Source organism: Paracoccus sp. R12_2, from assembly GCF_017744015.1.
In the GTDB taxonomy this organism is placed as follows: Bacteria; Pseudomonadota; Alphaproteobacteria; order Rhodobacterales; family Rhodobacteraceae; genus Paracoccus.
In genome coordinates this window covers 39,976-54,546 of sequence record NZ_JAGHRA010000008.1, presented here as the reverse complement: position 1 = coordinate 54,546, position 14,571 = coordinate 39,976, and the positions used below count along the sequence as shown (strand labels likewise).

At 63.1% G+C, this 14,571-nt stretch carries 13 protein-coding genes; 2 read left to right on the top strand and 11 right to left on the bottom strand.

Features of this window, described 5'->3' with window-relative positions; translation table 11 throughout:
- Positions 1–238: 238 nt before the first annotated feature.
- From J7359_RS11125 to J7359_RS11110, 4 genes are all read right to left on the bottom strand, one after another.
- Entirely contained in the window at positions 239–1,279 is a 1,041-nt protein-coding gene (locus tag J7359_RS11125) for an HlyD family secretion protein (protein ID WP_209056717.1), read from the bottom strand.
- A 14-nt stretch (positions 1,280–1,293) separates the two neighbouring features.
- The gene (locus tag J7359_RS11120) at positions 1,294–2,841 is read right to left on the bottom strand and encodes an MFS transporter (RefSeq protein ID WP_209056716.1); all 1,548 of its coding nucleotides are present in this window, start codon (positions 2,839–2,841) and stop codon (positions 1,294–1,296) included.
- 225 nt (positions 2,842–3,066) lie between these two features.
- Positions 3,067–3,510 carry a MarR family transcriptional regulator gene (locus tag J7359_RS11115; protein WP_209056715.1) on the bottom strand — a complete coding sequence of 148 codons (444 nt, stop codon included), beginning with the start codon at positions 3,508–3,510 and terminating at the stop codon, positions 3,067–3,069.
- Positions 3,511–3,593: 83 nt separating this feature from the next.
- Complete coding sequence (locus J7359_RS11110) at positions 3,594–3,740, bottom strand: hypothetical protein (RefSeq protein ID WP_209056714.1); 147 nt, start codon at positions 3,738–3,740, stop codon at positions 3,594–3,596.
- Positions 3,741–3,776: 36 nt separating this feature from the next.
- On the opposite strand from J7359_RS11110, the gene J7359_RS11105 reads away from it, so the two are divergent.
- Entirely contained in the window at positions 3,777–3,920 is a 144-nt protein-coding gene (locus tag J7359_RS11105; RefSeq protein WP_209056713.1) for a hypothetical protein, read from the top strand.
- Between the two features lie 84 nt (positions 3,921–4,004).
- On the opposite strand, the gene J7359_RS11100 is transcribed toward J7359_RS11105, so the two are convergent.
- The 7 genes from J7359_RS11100 to J7359_RS11070 form a co-directional block, all read right to left on the bottom strand.
- Complete coding sequence (locus tag J7359_RS11100; protein WP_209056712.1) at positions 4,005–6,050, bottom strand: bifunctional sugar-binding transcriptional regulator/dihydroxyacetone kinase subunit DhaK; 2,046 nt, start codon at positions 6,048–6,050, stop codon at positions 4,005–4,007.
- Positions 6,047–6,709 (bottom strand): dihydroxyacetone kinase subunit DhaL, encoded by a 663-nt coding sequence (gene dhaL / locus J7359_RS11095; RefSeq protein ID WP_209056711.1) that lies wholly within the window; start codon positions 6,707–6,709, stop codon positions 6,047–6,049. The genes J7359_RS11100 and dhaL (J7359_RS11095) overlap by 4 nt, the downstream gene beginning before the upstream one ends.
- Positions 6,710–6,762: 53 nt before the next feature.
- A complete protein-coding gene (dhaL, locus tag J7359_RS11090) occupies positions 6,763–8,547 on the bottom strand; it encodes a dihydroxyacetone kinase subunit DhaL (protein WP_209056710.1) in 1,785 nt (594 codons plus the stop codon).
- The gene (locus J7359_RS11085) at positions 8,547–9,305 is read right to left on the bottom strand and encodes a GolD/DthD family dehydrogenase (RefSeq protein WP_209056709.1); all 759 of its coding nucleotides are present in this window, start codon (positions 9,303–9,305) and stop codon (positions 8,547–8,549) included. The genes dhaL (J7359_RS11090) and J7359_RS11085 overlap by 1 nt, the downstream gene beginning before the upstream one ends.
- A gap of 129 nt (positions 9,306–9,434) precedes the next feature.
- Complete coding sequence (locus J7359_RS11080) at positions 9,435–10,427, bottom strand: substrate-binding domain-containing protein (RefSeq protein ID WP_209056708.1); 993 nt, start codon at positions 10,425–10,427, stop codon at positions 9,435–9,437.
- Between the two features lie 52 nt (positions 10,428–10,479).
- Complete coding sequence (locus J7359_RS11075; RefSeq protein WP_348524376.1) at positions 10,480–11,502, bottom strand: ABC transporter permease; 1,023 nt, start codon at positions 11,500–11,502, stop codon at positions 10,480–10,482.
- A gap of 61 nt (positions 11,503–11,563) precedes the next feature.
- Positions 11,564–13,045, bottom strand: coding sequence for a sugar ABC transporter ATP-binding protein (locus tag J7359_RS11070; RefSeq protein WP_209056707.1), 1,482 nt, complete (start codon positions 13,043–13,045; stop codon positions 11,564–11,566).
- Between the two features lie 201 nt (positions 13,046–13,246).
- Here J7359_RS11070 and J7359_RS11065 point away from each other — a divergent pair, with 201 nt between their 5' ends.
- Positions 13,247–14,419, top strand: a complete 1,173-nt coding sequence (locus J7359_RS11065) for a TonB-dependent receptor (RefSeq protein WP_348524375.1) — start codon at positions 13,247–13,249, stop codon at positions 14,417–14,419.
- Positions 14,420–14,571: the final 152 nt, after the last annotated feature.

Here is a 14,571-nt window from a genome sequence, read left to right as displayed (position 1 = left end):
CATTTCCGCGCGCATGATAGAAGGTCCCACCGACATCGTTCTGTTGGCAGAGTGATTCCGAAGCGGTGTCAAATGCAAAAGCCACCTCGGCGTGATCACATTTAAGGACCGATAAGGAATAAAACCTTTTGGACGATTGTTTTCAGAAATATTGTCTTTTGCATCTGGATTCTAGAAGCCTCTCAGCCAGATATTCTGAACGCGCAGAAAATGGCGCATGCTTGCCATCGCTGTCACGCTACGGGCGCATTTTCACTCGGGCCACCACAGACATGCCGGGCACCAGGCGATCGGTAAGTTGCTGATCCGGGTCGATGGCGATCCGTACCGGCAGACGCTGCGCGATCTTGATGAAGTTCCCGGTTGCGTTCGAGCTGCCGAGCACACTGAATTCAGAGCCGGTCGCTGGTGAAAAGCCCTCGACATGCCCGCTCATCTGCGCGCCACCCAGGGCGTCCACCTCGACGCTGACCGGCTGACCCATATACATTCCGGCAATCTGGGTTTCCTTGAAGTTGGCGATGATCCATTTGCGGTCGGGCACCAACGCGGCCAGACGCGTGCCCGGCGTCACATACTGGCCGGCCCGTGCCGAAATCTCACCCAGCTTGCCGCCTGCCGGAGCGGTGATGCGGGTATGATCCAGGTTGATCCGAGCCAGATTGACGGCTGCCTGAGCCTCGGCGACCTCAGCCACGCGCGACTGGCGTTCGGCGGCGACCGAGTCCACGCTCTGGCGGGCGGTCTCGGCCTGTGCCCGGGCCTGCCGAAGCGTTGCCTGTGCCTGGTCGAACTGCAGCTGTCGGTTCTGGATGTCGCGCTCGGTGATGGCACCGCTGCTGCGCAGTTCCGTGGCCCGATCCAGCTCGGCTCGGGCCACTTTCAGTGCGGCCTGCGCAGATTCGACCCCCGCGTCTGCGGATTCGACGTCCGCGGCGGCGGAGAGGCGCTTTTGCCTGGCGCTCGCGAGTTGGGCACGGGCGGCTTCCAGATGCGCGTTTGCCTGAGCCAGCTGCTGGTTATACGTGGAATCGTCCAACCGGATCAGCAGATCGCCCTTGTCGACCCGGTCGAAGTCGCCCACGACGACCTCTGCGACTTCCCCTGCCACCTGCGGAGCGAGAAACGTCACCTTGCCGCGAACATAGGCGTCTTCCGTGATTTGCGCGGTCGGCTGGAAAGGCGGCAGACCCCAGGCATAAAGGACGCCCACGGTGCCCAGAATGCCAGTGGCTGCGGCGAGCAGGGTTGCGACATGACGGGTGAATTTCGAAAACATCCAATAACCTCTTCTCAAGCCGCCCGAGCCGTTGGTGCCTCAGGCGCAGGTGTCCGCGCGCCAGCCTCAGAGTCGGCATGTTCTGAAGCGACCTCGCAGCGACGTTGCCGCCAGGTCCTGATCGCTGCGTGGCCCAGAAGCAGAGCCAAGGCCGCGGTCGAAGCCGCGGCGATCATCAGAAATGCGTCGTTATAGGCCATGACAGAGGCCTGAGACTGGACCTCTGCAGCCAGCCGTGCAGCTGATTGAGCGGATAGAACCGCCGGGTCCATGATCTGCGCCGACAACGCTTTGCTCGTGCTTGCAAGACGCTCGGCCACCAGCTGATCGGTCGCAGGCAACGCCGCCGACAATTCCTGAACGTGAAGCTGCTGACGAACCTTCACATAGCTGGAAAAGATCGCGCCCCCGAAAATGCCGCCCAGCTTCTGAGTCGTCAGGAAGACGATCACGAATGTCAGAATGTAGTTCGGTCCCTTCGCAAGGGCTGACATCAGACCCGACAGCATCGCCGGCGGCAGAAACAGTGCCGAAGCCAGTCCGACCATCGCCTGCGACAGATACATGTCGGAGGGCATCGTCTGCGCGGTGGAACGCGCATCCATCAGGGAGCCCGCGATCAGAAGGGACAGGGCCACGGTGTGGAACTGGAACTCGCGACCCGGCTTCAGCAGAACCGCGCAGATCGTACCGCCCAGAAGGGTGGCCCCCATGACGACCAGCCAAAGGCCCTGCATCTGGGCGTTGAGAAGTCCCATCGACCGGAACAGGCCGGCCATGCCAGAGGTCTGTTCGCTCAGCACCAGCCTGAACAGCAGGATGGCGGCCGTGAAGTGCAGTATGGCGGGGCTGGCAAGCCAACGGATATCCAGAAGCGGCTGCTTGCGGTTAAGTTCGATGCAGGCGGCGACGGCAAAGGCCGCGACTCCGACGGCGATCAGCGCGCCCAGCCAAGCTTGTTCCGTCCACCAATAGACCGGGCCGGTCACCGCCGCCACGGCCAGACACCCGAAACTGATGGCGATGAAGAGAAAGGAAACCACATCGCCCGCCTCGATCTTCATCGGCGTCGGAGGGGTTCGCAGCGGCAGAAGATAGATCAGCCCAAGCCCGATCGTGGCAAGCGCGACTTCCATGCTCGTCAGCGCGTGCCATAGCCCGATATCAAGAAGATGCGGCGAGATCAGTCGGGTGACAGGCGACCCGATGAAGATGAAGGTCAGGGCCGCCGACAGACCGACATTCATCTTCCGATGCGGCGGCAGCGGTTCCAGCATGTAGAGAAAGGCCAGAGACGTCATGGGCGCGGCGGCGACGCCGGACAGGAACCGCACCGCGATGTTGGCGCCGAACCCCTCGGCCGAAAAGTTGAGCAAGGCAGCGATCACGAAGCCGACGATCGAAATTTCGGCGAACCGGCGAATCCCGAACTGGCCACGGATCTTTATCAGCGCCAGCGTCAATGAGACGTTGGGCGCCATGTAGGCTGCGGTCAGCCAGGCGGTCTCGGCCTGGGTCGTGGCGAAGACGCCCTGCAACTGTTGCGCGTTGGCCGAGATCACCGATTGCCCGAACCCCTGCGCGAGCGCGAGGACAACAGAGGTCGCGAAGTAACCGCACGCGCAGTGGTGGCATCGTCAGGCCATGTGGTTGCGCCCCGGCTGATTGAGCCCGGGAATCGGACCCTTCCGATGCCGGTCCCTCCCCAGCCACGCGGGCCGTCGGCACCGCCGGTTGCTGCGGGGACCGTTCTGCCGCGGTCCCGGAAGAGAGGTGTTCGCGATCCGTCATCGGCCCGCTTCCGCCACATTGGCAAGCATGCGGCAGAGAACCCGGTTCGTGACCTCAAGATCCTTCTCGGGGATTCCGGACAAGACGTCCGCCCGCAACTGCTCTGTCAGCATCAGGACGGCTGCGCACTGGTCCTGTGCGGCCGCGGTCAGGACAATATGACGCTGGCGGCGGTCGCCGGGCACGATCTCGCGGCGCACCATCCCCTGGGCTTCCATGCCATCGATCAGCCGCGCCATGGTAGGCCGCTCCACCTCCATCGCCTCGGCAAGATCGGCCTGCGTCAGCGGACCGCTTCGCGACAGGTGAAGCAGCAGGCGCGCCCGCGCCTCGGTCAGGCCATGCTCGCCAGAGCGGGCATCGAAAAGCGTGCGGACCTTTCGTGTCAGCGAACTGAGTGTACGGAAAAGATTTGCTTCGGGGCGTTCGGGATGGGACATCTGACAAAATAGCATGCTAATAGATAGCCATGCATCTAGGTGGGACACCGGAAGATTGCAAGGGGCCGATAGATCGTCTGAGGTCACCACCCGCTGGACAGGCATTGCTGGCGGCCTGAGAAATCGCCGAGGGTTTTCGTCGTTGCGAAGGTGGTCCATGCCGCTGCCGTCTCGCAGATCTGCGCCGCGCTCTCGTGGTTCGCGAACCAGCGCCGGAACAGGTTCACCATCAGGCGCCAATCCGAAAACGCGGTCTTCTGATCTCGATGAACGGGCGCGGGAACTGCTACGATACCGCGATCGCCGGGATCTTCTTCAAGTCCGTCAAGTCGGAACCGGTCTGGCGGGACGCATGGCAGACCAGCGCCAAGGCCGAAGAACCCTCGCCAGATACTCGACGGGCTCTATAGCCTCGTCAGGCGGCATTCATCGTTTCCAGCCTCGCCGGCCAATCCTTGAAGGGACGTAGCTTATTTCTTCGACATGCCCGGATCCTAGACGACCCGCCAGGCGGGCGACTGGCAGGGATGGTCCAGCAGGGCGGCCAACTCATCGTCCAGAAGCATCGCGGTAATCGAAACGCCAGCCATGTCGAGCGACGTATAGTAGTGACCGATCAGCGTCCGATGCACCGTGACACCGCGTGCACGAAGACGCTGCCTGAGACGGCGGTTGATGATATAAAGTTCCAGTTGTGGCGTACTGCCGAGCGAATTGACCAACAGTGCCACCCGATCCCCTTCCGCCGGAGCCATCTCTGTCAATATCCGGTCGACGATCAAATCCGTTGCGGCGTCGGCGCTGACAAGCCTGTCGCTGGCTATGCCGCGCTCTCCGTGGACGCCCACACCGACTTCCATTTCATCAGGGCCGATGCGGAAGCTGGGGCGGCGGGTCTCAAGCGAAGTTCCGGGTTCAAGCGCGATGCCCATGGTGTAGCAACGCTGCGTGGCTCGGTTGGCAAGTTCGGCGCAGCGGTCCAGTGGCAGCATCCTGTCGCACGCGGCACCGGCGATCTTGAAGACGAAGACGTTTCCGGCGACACCGCGCCGAGCTGCGCGAGTCTCGACCGGGGCCGAGGCGATATCGTCTGTTGTGATGATCGAGCGCACGGGAATTCCCTTGGCGGCCGCCAGATCGGCGGCCATTTCAAAGTTCATCACATCGCCCGAGAAGTTCCCGAAGATATGCAGCACGCCTGCGCCGCCATCGGCGGCCAGCGTGGCTGCAAGGATCGGGTCGGGTGGCGGAGCCGCGAAGATATTTCCGATCGCGACGGCATCGGCAAGGCCCGGCCCCACATAGCCAAGAAAGCCCGGCTCATGGCCCGATCCGCCACCGATGACCAACCCGACCTTGCCAGGTCGCGGGCCGATTGCGGCCTTCAAGGCGCGTGGCGCGCCATCAATCGGTGACAGCAACCCCTCGTGCGCCAGCACGGCGCCCGCGATAGCCTCATTGACTGCATCCTGTGGACGGTTGAGGAACTTCTTGACCCGTAACCGCTCGGGCAAGGCAGAGCCGGCCTTGTTCGTGCGCTTGGGGGCGCCGATGTCGCGACCCTCGGATGCAAGGACTGCGCGCGCCGTGTCTGCATCGGTCACCATGACGTTGACCAATTTGCCACGCAACGCCGCCAGAATGGCCTGCACCTTGTCCATCCCACCCGCGACACCGATCCGGCACGGGATCGTGCGAAGGCTGTCCAGATCGATGCCGATGGTGCGCGGCTCCAAGGGGCCAGCGACGGCCTCGCCAGAGGCCGAAATCAACCGTCCGGCGATGCTGCCGACTGCCGCATTTCCGTAGTCCTGCATGTCCACGGCGTCGAAGAAGCCGCTGGTGTGTATTGTGCTTTCCGGCCGAAGCGAGGAGATGCCCAATATGATGCGGTTCGCCTCGGACAGCACGCCCATCTGCTCGGCAATCACCGGTTCGCGCAATAGCAACTCGCGCATTTCCGGCGAGGACACGATGGCGGGGGCCGATATTGGGATGCATCGTGCGCCAAGTGCATCGGAAAGGGTGGTTGCGCAGGCCTCGGGCGTCCATGGAATCTTGGCGGTGGTGCCGCCAGTCGCCTGAACGACCCTCAGATCCTGAAGCCCGCTGGTTCGGATACTGTCGGCCAGTGACAGCATCGTCCTGCCCCAGGTGATCGCGATCGTATCGCCCGATTGCGCGGTTCGCGCCAACACCTGCGCCCCCGCATCCCCCAGCCTGTCGATCAGTGGCTTGCCCCGGCCGTCCGAGGGGATGACCAGGCAGTCCATCAGATCGAAATGTTCCTGAAGGGTCTGCGCGATGCTGAGGGCGCGAAAACGGTCCGGGTCAATCTCGATCGAAACGATGCCGCGTTCTCGCGCATCCGCCAGATAGGCATTCACCGAAGCGCGCGAAATACCCATCTGCGTCGCGATGTCGCCCTGTGTCATGCCGTCTTCATAGTAAAGCCAGGCAGCCCAGAGCAGTGGATCCTCGCCAAAGCGCAAGGGGCCGCGCGCGCCGCCCGCTCCGCGCGTTGTCGGTCCATTTTTCATTGCACCGACCGCCCGGCTTTCGCGGCAACCCACTGCGCCATGCTGTCCAACAGCGCAGCGGCCGAGGCGGCGCCCGGATCCAGATGGCCAAGACTGCGCGGTCCAAGGCGGGCGGCGCGCCCCTTTGCCGCCATCATGGCGCGAGTTGCCTCTGCGCCCTCGGCCGCCGCCTGAGCGGCCTTGGTCATCGTATCCAAGACATCCTGTCCCGCCATCAGACCGGCACGGGCGACATGGGCCGCAGGGGCCCATGCATCGAGCATGGTCTTGTCACCCGGCTTGCCCAGTCCACGTGCGGCGACCCCCTCCGAGATCGCGACAACGACCTCGGGCAGGCGAGCAAGCGGAATTTCAGTTTCCTGCCCAAGCAACTTGGCGGCGTGCAACAGCGCGCTGGCATAAAGGGGCCCGGTCGTCGCGCCGATCTCGTTCAGCAGGGCGCGGGCAGCCAGGACCATGCCGTCGGCAAGTCTCGGCGCGTCGGCTTCACCCTCCGACAGCGCCTTGGCTGCTGCTGCGAAACCAACAGACATGGCGACCCCGTGGTCCGCGTCGCCGATCTCGCCATCCAGTTCGGCAAGATAATCCTGCTCTGCCCCCATGCGCTCGGCCAGGACGCGAAACAGCAAGGTCAGATCGTTTCGGGTAAACATCTGCATGCCGTCCGTTATCCTCGGGAAGATGCGTTGATGCAATGCTGTGTCGCTGTGCGTCACTCCTCTGAAAGGCGCGCGGCCACACTGTCCGCCAGAGCATTGAGGATAAGGCAGCAGGAGGTCGCACCGGCATCGAGAACGCCACGCGAACGTTCGCCAAGGCGACTTGCCCTGCCAAGCCGCGCCACCAGGTCGATGGTGCTGTCCCGGCCTTCCTCGGCCGCCTCTTTCATTGCCTTCAGCGCGGGCGCGAAGCCTTCCGGAACTGTGGTCTCGAATGCCGCGATTGCAGGCACGAGGCAATCGATCAGGGTCTTGTCACCGATCTCGGCTGCTCCGGTCATCCTGACGCCCCGCAGCCCGGCCTGCAACATGACCGCAAACCCGTCGGCGTCGATGGCCTGCCGTTCGTTGATGGTCAGGGACATGTTGCGGAACATGAAGCCATAAAGCGGACCCATCGAGCCTCCGATCTCGGTCATCAGCACGTCCGATAGGACCAGAAGCGCCTGATCCAGCGACAGGTTCTGTCCGGAAATACGCTCGGCCGCGCGCCCAAACCCCTTGGCCATGTTGATGCCGTGATCGCCATCTCCGATCAGGCCGTCAATCTCGGACAGATAAGCCTTGTTTGCCACGATGACGGCTGCAATTTCCTCGACGATGGCGGACGCCGATCTCAGGCCCAAGCGCGGCTGGCCAGCAGCATCGGGGGCGCGTTCGATCGCGACCGCTGACTCGGCGGACCGGGCTTTGCGCTGCCTGGGTGTCGAACTGGGCGCAGGCGACGGAACGGACGATCCAGGCGATGTCAGGCCCGGCGAGGCGCATTCGACATCCAGGAGTTCTTTCAACTCGCTGTCCAGAGCCATCACCGTCAAGGTTGCCCCCACCATTTCAAGCGAAGTGAAATAGTTGCCGACAAAGGCCCGATACACCCTGAGCCCTGCAGCCTCGAGACCGGTTTCGATGCGGTCGTAAAGCACGTAAAGTTCGTTGACCGGTGTCGCCCCCAGGCCGGAAACCAGAACTGCGACCTCGGTCCCCTCGGCCAGATTCTGGTCGCCAAGGACGATACGCAGCATGTCATCCGCAACATCGTCGGCGCGTTTCAATGGCTCGACGCGGGTGCCGGGTTCGCCGTGATGGCCGATTCCCACTTCCATGGTGCCGGGCGCGATCTGGAAATTCGGATGCCCGACCGCCGGAAGCGTGCAGGGACCAAGGCCCAGACCGACCGAGCGACAGGAATCGATGGCTTTCTGGGCCGCCGCCTGAACCTCGGCAAGGTTGCCGCCAGCCGCTGCCCGGGCCGCGCCGATCTTCCACATGAAGATCTCGCCCGCCACGCCGCGCCGTTTGGCACGTTCGGCCGGGGGGGCCGAGCATACGTCGTCATTCGCAACGACCAGACCGACCTCGATATCGTCTGCGGCCACCATCTCGCGGGCCATCTTCACGTTCATGTTGTCCCCGGCATAATTGCCGTAAAGGACCGCGACGCCGGCACCGCCGTCGGCCGCGCGGATCGCATCCGCGAAAGCCTGCGCCGTGGGCGACGAGAACAGCTCGCCCACCGCGACAGCATCCACCATGTTGCGTCCGGCATAGCCGATGAACGCGGGCTCATGCCCCGAACCGCCGCCGGTCACGATTCCGACCCTGCCGTCCTGCGGGGCAAAGCGCGACAGTACCACACGCGGGTTCATCGGGTCCTTTCGCACCAGATCACCATGCGCCTTGACGAAACCCGCAACCGTCTCGTCGACGATGTCGTCCGGGTCGTTGAAAAACCGCTGCATGGCAAGTTGAGACCGGTCGTACGTGTTATCGTTATCCATCACTTCACCGTATACCCGCCGTCCACCAGAAGATCGGCGCCGTTGATCATCGCCGAAGCGTCCGAGGCCAGGAAAACTGCCGCCGCGGCAATCTCGTCGGGTTCGGCGAAACGACCGACGGGAATCTGCGCCTTCATGGCCTCGCCTTTTGGGCCCGCCCATGCCTTTCGGCCAAGATCGGTCAGCACGACCGTCGGCGAGATCGAATTGACGGTGATCCCATGCTTGCCCCATTCCAGCGCCAGCGTCTTGGTGACGCCGATGATGCCGAATTTTGCCGCGCAATAGGCGACATGGCCCTCGATGGCGACCGATCCGGCCTGGCTGGCGAGGTTGACGATCCTGCCGCCTTTGCCGGCGGCGATCATGACACGTCCCACGGCCTGGGCCATCGCAAAGCTGCCGGTCAGGTTGATGTCGAGAGTGCGCGTCCATGCTTCGGACGACAATTCCTCCGCCGGCGCCAGATCGACGATGCCTGCCGAGTTTACCAGGATGTCGATGGAACCCATTGTCTCGGCGGCGCCCGTGACGGCCGATGAGATGCTGTCGGGATCGGTCACATCGCAAGAAAAGACGCGCGCTTCGCCGGGCAACGTGTCGGCAATCTGCCGCGCCTTCCCTGTATTCAGGTCGAATAACGCCACGTGCGCGCCCTTGGCAGCGAATGCCTGTGCGATAGCCGCGCCGATCCCCGATGCAGCGCCAGTGACGATCGCAACCTTGCCCGCCAAAGAAAAATCCAATGAAACTGCCATAGCGGCCCTCTTTCCAACGCAGGATCATCCCTGCGACGAGGTTGACCCCGATACGGCAGGTTCAGATCCGAAAGAACGATCCTGTTTGCCCCCGGCGCAAGACAGCGCCGGGGACGGATTCCGATGGCCTTACTGGCGCGAGGCCAGCAGGTCGTCGACATTTTCAGAGGTCACCGGTGTCCAGGGCACATTGTACTCGCTGTCGGCGCCATCGTTCCAAGGCATGTCGGGATACTGCTGCCAGATTTCGGACATCGGCTCGTAGTCCGGGCGGACAGCCTTGATCGCCACGTCGATGGCACCCAGGGCCTGCGCCTCGCCATCCTGCAGGATGGAATCCATGTTGCCTTCCTTGACCGCGTTCAGCGCATCGGTCACGCCGTCCACACCCGCGATGGCGAAATCGCTCACGTCCATGCCGGCGGCGCGGATCGCCTCGATGGCACCAAGGGCCATCTCGTCGTTCTGGCCGATCACGCCCTTGATGTCGTTGCCATGCGAGGTCAGCCAGTTTTCCATCAGGCTCTGCGCCTCGGCACGCGACCAGTTGGCGGTCTGGCGTTCCAGGATCTTGACGTCTGGGCATTCGGCCAGGGCCTTTTCGTTGCCTTCGCCGCGCTGGATCTCGCCCGACTGCCCGATTGGACCCTCGATGATGACGACGTCACCTTCGCAATTCATCTTGTCCAGGACGGCCTTGGCCTCCAGATAGCCCGCCTCGACATCGTTCGACCCCACATAGGATGTCAGCTGGTCGCTGTTCACCCGCGCGTTCGACCCAACGACCGGAATGCCCGCATCGACCGCCAGCTGGACCGCAGTGGCACCTGCCTCGACATCCATCGGCGCAAAGACGATCGCGTCGAACCCTTGGGTGATCATCGTCTCGAACTGGTCCTGCTGGACCAGCGCGTCGTAGCGACCGTCGAAAATCGTCAGTTCGACCATGCCCGACTGGACAGCGGGATGCTTCTCGCCGGCGGCCGACCACAACTGCATGAATTCGGCATTCAGGCCATAGGCGGCCATGCCGATCTTGATCGGCTCGTCCTGCGCCTGGACGGCACCCGCCCCCAGGGCCAAGGCGAACACGCTGGCCGTCATCATCATCTTCGGTGTCATGTGGTTTCCTCCCTTTATGACATTCTCATCGGAACATGACGCCGCAGCGGCGTCAGTCCTCGGACTTGCGCGAACGGTCCAGCAGCACGGCGGCAACGATCAGCCCGCCCTTGATGACCTGCTGGTAGTAGGATTCGACCCCCATCAGGTCGAGCCCGTTATTCATCACGCCGATCAGCAACGCCCCGATCACGGTGCCGCTGACACGACCGATGCCGCCTGCCAGGCTGGTGCCGCCGATGACCACGGCGGCGATGGCGTCCAGTTCATAGGCGACGCCGGCCTGCGGCAGGGCCGAACCGGTCCGGGCCGCCAGGATCATTCCGGCGATCCCCGCCAGCGCCCCCGAAATGGCATAGACGGCGAAACGGATGCGACGGACCGGCAGACCCGACACCTTGGCCGCATGCGGATTGCCACCCACGGCATAGACATGGCGTCCAAAGCGCGTCCGGGTCAGGATGAAATGCGCCAGGACGAAGATCAGCCCGAACAGGATGATCGGCACGGGAATGCCCGCGATGTCGCCCGTCCCGATCCAGCGATAGCCGTCGGTCAGCGCCGGGACGGGCCGACCGCCCGAATAGATCAGCGTCAAACCCCGTGCCGCGGACAACATGCCAAGCGTCGCGACGAAGGCCGGCACTGAAAACCGCGCGACCACGGTTCCCGAGACCGCACCGACAGCCGTCCCCGTGGCAAGGCCGACCACGACCGCGATCAGCGGCATGTAGGGCGAGCCGGCGACGCCGGCCGTGCTTGTCGTGGCGAAGCTGGCCGACACGACCCCGACAAGCGCCACGACAGACCCGACCGAAAGATCTATCCCGCGCGTCAGGATGACGAAGGTCATGCCGATCGCCAGGATCCCGTTGATCGAGGTCTGGCGCAGCACGTTGATGATGTTGCGCTGGCTGAGGAAGTTCTCATTGACCACCGCCAGCATGATGCACAGCAGGATCAGCGCGATCAGGATGCCGTAACGCTGTACCAACGGGCCGATCCGGGATGATATGGTCCGCGACTGCTCGGTTCCTGCCCCGGCCGGCGTGGCGGCCTCGATCTGCTTTTCCACCTTGATCCTCCCTTTCGTGCATCTTGCGCCGCAGGACAGCCCCGATGGGGCGCGCCGCGGTTCAGGCCGCCAGATGCAGCAATCTCTCTGCGGACAGGTCCGCCCGCTGCAATTCACCGGCAACGCGCCCGTCGCGCATGACGACCGCGCGATCGGCCATGCCCAGCACCTCGTCCGTCTCGGACGAGATCATGATGACGGCGCCGCCGGCCCGCGTGAAATCCGACATCACGCGATAGATCTCGCGCTTGGCGCCCACATCGACGCCGCGCGTCGGCTCGTCCAGCAGCAGGATGCGCGGTTCGGTCAGGAACCACTTGCCCAGGACGACCTTCTGCTGGTTGCCCCCAGATAGACTGGAAACCGACAATTGGTCCGAGGCGGTCTTGATATTCAGCGTGTCGATCATGCGCTGCGCCGCATCGCGTTCGGCGCCTGCGCGCATCAGGGGACCGGTCGAGACCCGGTCCAGCGTCGCCAGGCACAGATTGTCGCGAACGTCCCCCGTCAGCACCAGCCCCGACTGCTTGCGGTCTTCCGTGACATAGGCCAGCCCCGCGCCGATCGCCTGGTGGGGCGTGTCGATCCGCGTGGGCTTGCCCTCGATCGCGATCTCACCGCCCGCAACGTCGGACAGGCCGAACAGGCGGTCGAAGATCTCGGTCCGACCAGATCCCATCAGACCATAGAGCGCCAGGATCTCGCCGCGCCTGACGGCGAAGTTCACGTCGCGGACGCCGTGATCGGCGCTCAGGTTGCGCACCGACAGCATTTCCTCGTGTCCCGGCACGTTTTCCTTGACGAATTCCTCGGTCAGGGGGCGGCCCACGACCAGCTGGATCAGGCGATCCTTGTCGATATCGGCCATCGCCCCAGCCTCGACGAAGGCACCGTCGCGGAACACCGTGTAGCTGTCGCAGATCGAGAAGATTTCGGACAAACGGTGGCTGACATAGATGACGCCCTTGCCGCGGGCCTTCAGCGTCTTGATGGCCGCGAACAGCTGATCGGCCTCGGCCTCGCCCAGGGCCGAGGTCGGCTCGTCCATGATGATGATCTCTGCGTCATAGCTCAGCGCCTTGGCGATCTCGACCAGCTGGATCTGTGCGACGGTCAGGTCCATCATCAGGCTTTCGGCGCGGATGCCGAAATGAAACCCGTCAAGCAATTCCTGCGCCATGCGATTCAACTCGCGAAAGCGAACGCGACCGAAAAGCCCCACCGGCTCGCGGCCAAGATAGATATTTTCGGCCACCGTCATCGCCGGAACAGGACTAAGTTCCTGTTCGATGATCGAAATGCCATTCGCCAACGCCTGGGAAGGGCTGTCGAAGGTGACCGGCCTGTCATTTCGCAGAAGTGTGCCCCCGTCGCGGAGATGAATCCCCATGAGGATCTTGAGGAACGTGGACTTGCCAGCGCCGTTGCCGCCGCACAATGCATGAACCGAACCGGCGTGCAGCGTGAATCTGCCGTCGCTCAGCGCGGGCACGCCACCAAACGATTTCCGAAAGCCTGTCGCTTCCAGCAGCGGCCTGTTCATGATTTCCCCCGGCATCGTCACACCCCCCACACGACAACTGTCAAGGCAGACCTGAATAATGATAGGGTTAGGGGCGATTCCAACAAATGTCAATTGCCATCCGTCATTTGTTGAAAATGTCAGATCGTAGCCCTGCCGAGGGGCGGTGGTCAGTACCGCCGGGGCATCCGCGAGGAACCTCTGGCCTATGAACGGGTCGAGGTGATCCGCGGCGCCAACTCGACCCTGTTCGGCATTGCAGATCCCGGCGGCTCGATCAATTTCGTGACCAAGCGTCCGCGCGCTGAACGTTTCTCGGAGGTCTTCGCAACCGCGGGATCGGATGACCGCAAGGAAATCGGATTCGATTTCGGCGACACGCTTAGCCCCGATTCGACCTTGTCATACCGGTTCACCGGCAAGCTGCAGGACAGCGACCGCGAATACGACTTCTCTCAGGACGACGAGAAATTCCTGATGGGCGGGCTGACATGGCAACCCGGCGACGTGACCTCGATCAGCCTGATCGCCGATTACCTGGAACGCGAGGCGACCCCCAATAGCGGCGGCTATCCGCGCTATGGCGACTATGACCGCAGCTTGTTTCTGGGCGAACCGGATTTCAACTATCTGAATGTCGAACGCAAATCGCTGAGCCTGATTGCCGAACATGATTTCGGAGGCGGCCTGACCCTGCGTTCGAACCTGCGCTACAGCGACACCGCCGACGACTACGGCTATGTCTATATCGCGGGCGATGACGGCACATTCCCGGTGCCGCGCGGATATCTGGCCTCGGATTCGCAAACGGATGAGGTCGTGGGCGACGTGATCCTGCAATACGACCGCAACCTTGGGCGGATCGACAGCAGCACGCTGGCGGGCGTCGAATATCGCGATGTTTCCACGGACCAATCATCGTTCTACGCGGCCGCCACCGGGATCGACCCGCACGATCCGGTCTATACTGGCGCGCCTGCGGATCTGGTGCGATATCAGGATCTGAAGCGCGACAGCACCAACAAGGCGGTTTTCGTACAGCAGAACCTGTCTTTCGACGACAGGTTCATCGCCACCCTTGGCGCCCGGCACGACCGCCTTGAGATCCGCGAAGACGACCGCATGACCGGCGTCTCGTCAGAGGATGATTTTTCCGAGACGTCCCTGCGCGGCGCGTTGACCTGGAAGGTCACGCCCGAGATCTCGACCTATATCAGCTATGCGGAATCGGTCGCTCCACCCGTCATCGGGGTCGAGCCCGAACGCGGTGAACGATACGAAATCGGCGCGTCGCGCCTTAACTTCTGGAAGGGAATGGGCACGTTCTGTGCTGTTGTCCGAGGTTGCCGATCGAAGCTGTCTTTCCGGCGGACAAGGAAACGGCGGATATCATGACGATGCTCGATGGCGGAAAATGAAGTCCGACATTCGATCCAGCGCAACGAAAGGCCCCACTGTTCCGCAGCAGCAACATCGCCCGGACAGATTGCTGCGAAGATTAAGAAGGCCGGTTCAGATAGGCTGCACCGCGGCGCGGCGGCCGTGCT

What these genes read in the sequence shown, in the direction of transcription:
- J7359_RS11125 (WP_209056717.1), bottom strand. Translation starts at nt 1,279, where the DNA reads ATGTTTTCGAAATTCACCCGTCATGTCGCAACCCTGCTCGCCGCAGCC.
- J7359_RS11115 (WP_209056715.1), bottom strand. Translation starts at nt 3,510, where the DNA reads ATGTCCCATCCCGAACGCCCCGAAGCAAATCTTTTCCGTACACTCAGT.
- J7359_RS11110 (WP_209056714.1), bottom strand. Translation starts at nt 3,740, where the DNA reads ATGGTGAACCTGTTCCGGCGCTGGTTCGCGAACCACGAGAGCGCGGCG.
- J7359_RS11105 (WP_209056713.1), top strand. Translation starts at nt 3,777, where the DNA reads ATGAACGGGCGCGGGAACTGCTACGATACCGCGATCGCCGGGATCTTC.
- J7359_RS11100 (WP_209056712.1), bottom strand. Translation starts at nt 6,050, where the DNA reads ATGAAAAATGGACCGACAACGCGCGGAGCGGGCGGCGCGCGCGGCCCC.
- dhaL (WP_209056711.1), bottom strand. Translation starts at nt 6,709, where the DNA reads ATGCAGATGTTTACCCGAAACGATCTGACCTTGCTGTTTCGCGTCCTG.
- dhaL (WP_209056710.1), bottom strand. Translation starts at nt 8,547, where the DNA reads ATGGATAACGATAACACGTACGACCGGTCTCAACTTGCCATGCAGCGG.
- J7359_RS11085 (WP_209056709.1), bottom strand. Translation starts at nt 9,305, where the DNA reads ATGGCAGTTTCATTGGATTTTTCTTTGGCGGGCAAGGTTGCGATCGTC.
- J7359_RS11080 (WP_209056708.1), bottom strand. Translation starts at nt 10,427, where the DNA reads ATGACACCGAAGATGATGATGACGGCCAGCGTGTTCGCCTTGGCCCTG.
- J7359_RS11070 (WP_209056707.1), bottom strand. Translation starts at nt 13,045, where the DNA reads ATGAACAGGCCGCTGCTGGAAGCGACAGGCTTTCGGAAATCGTTTGGT.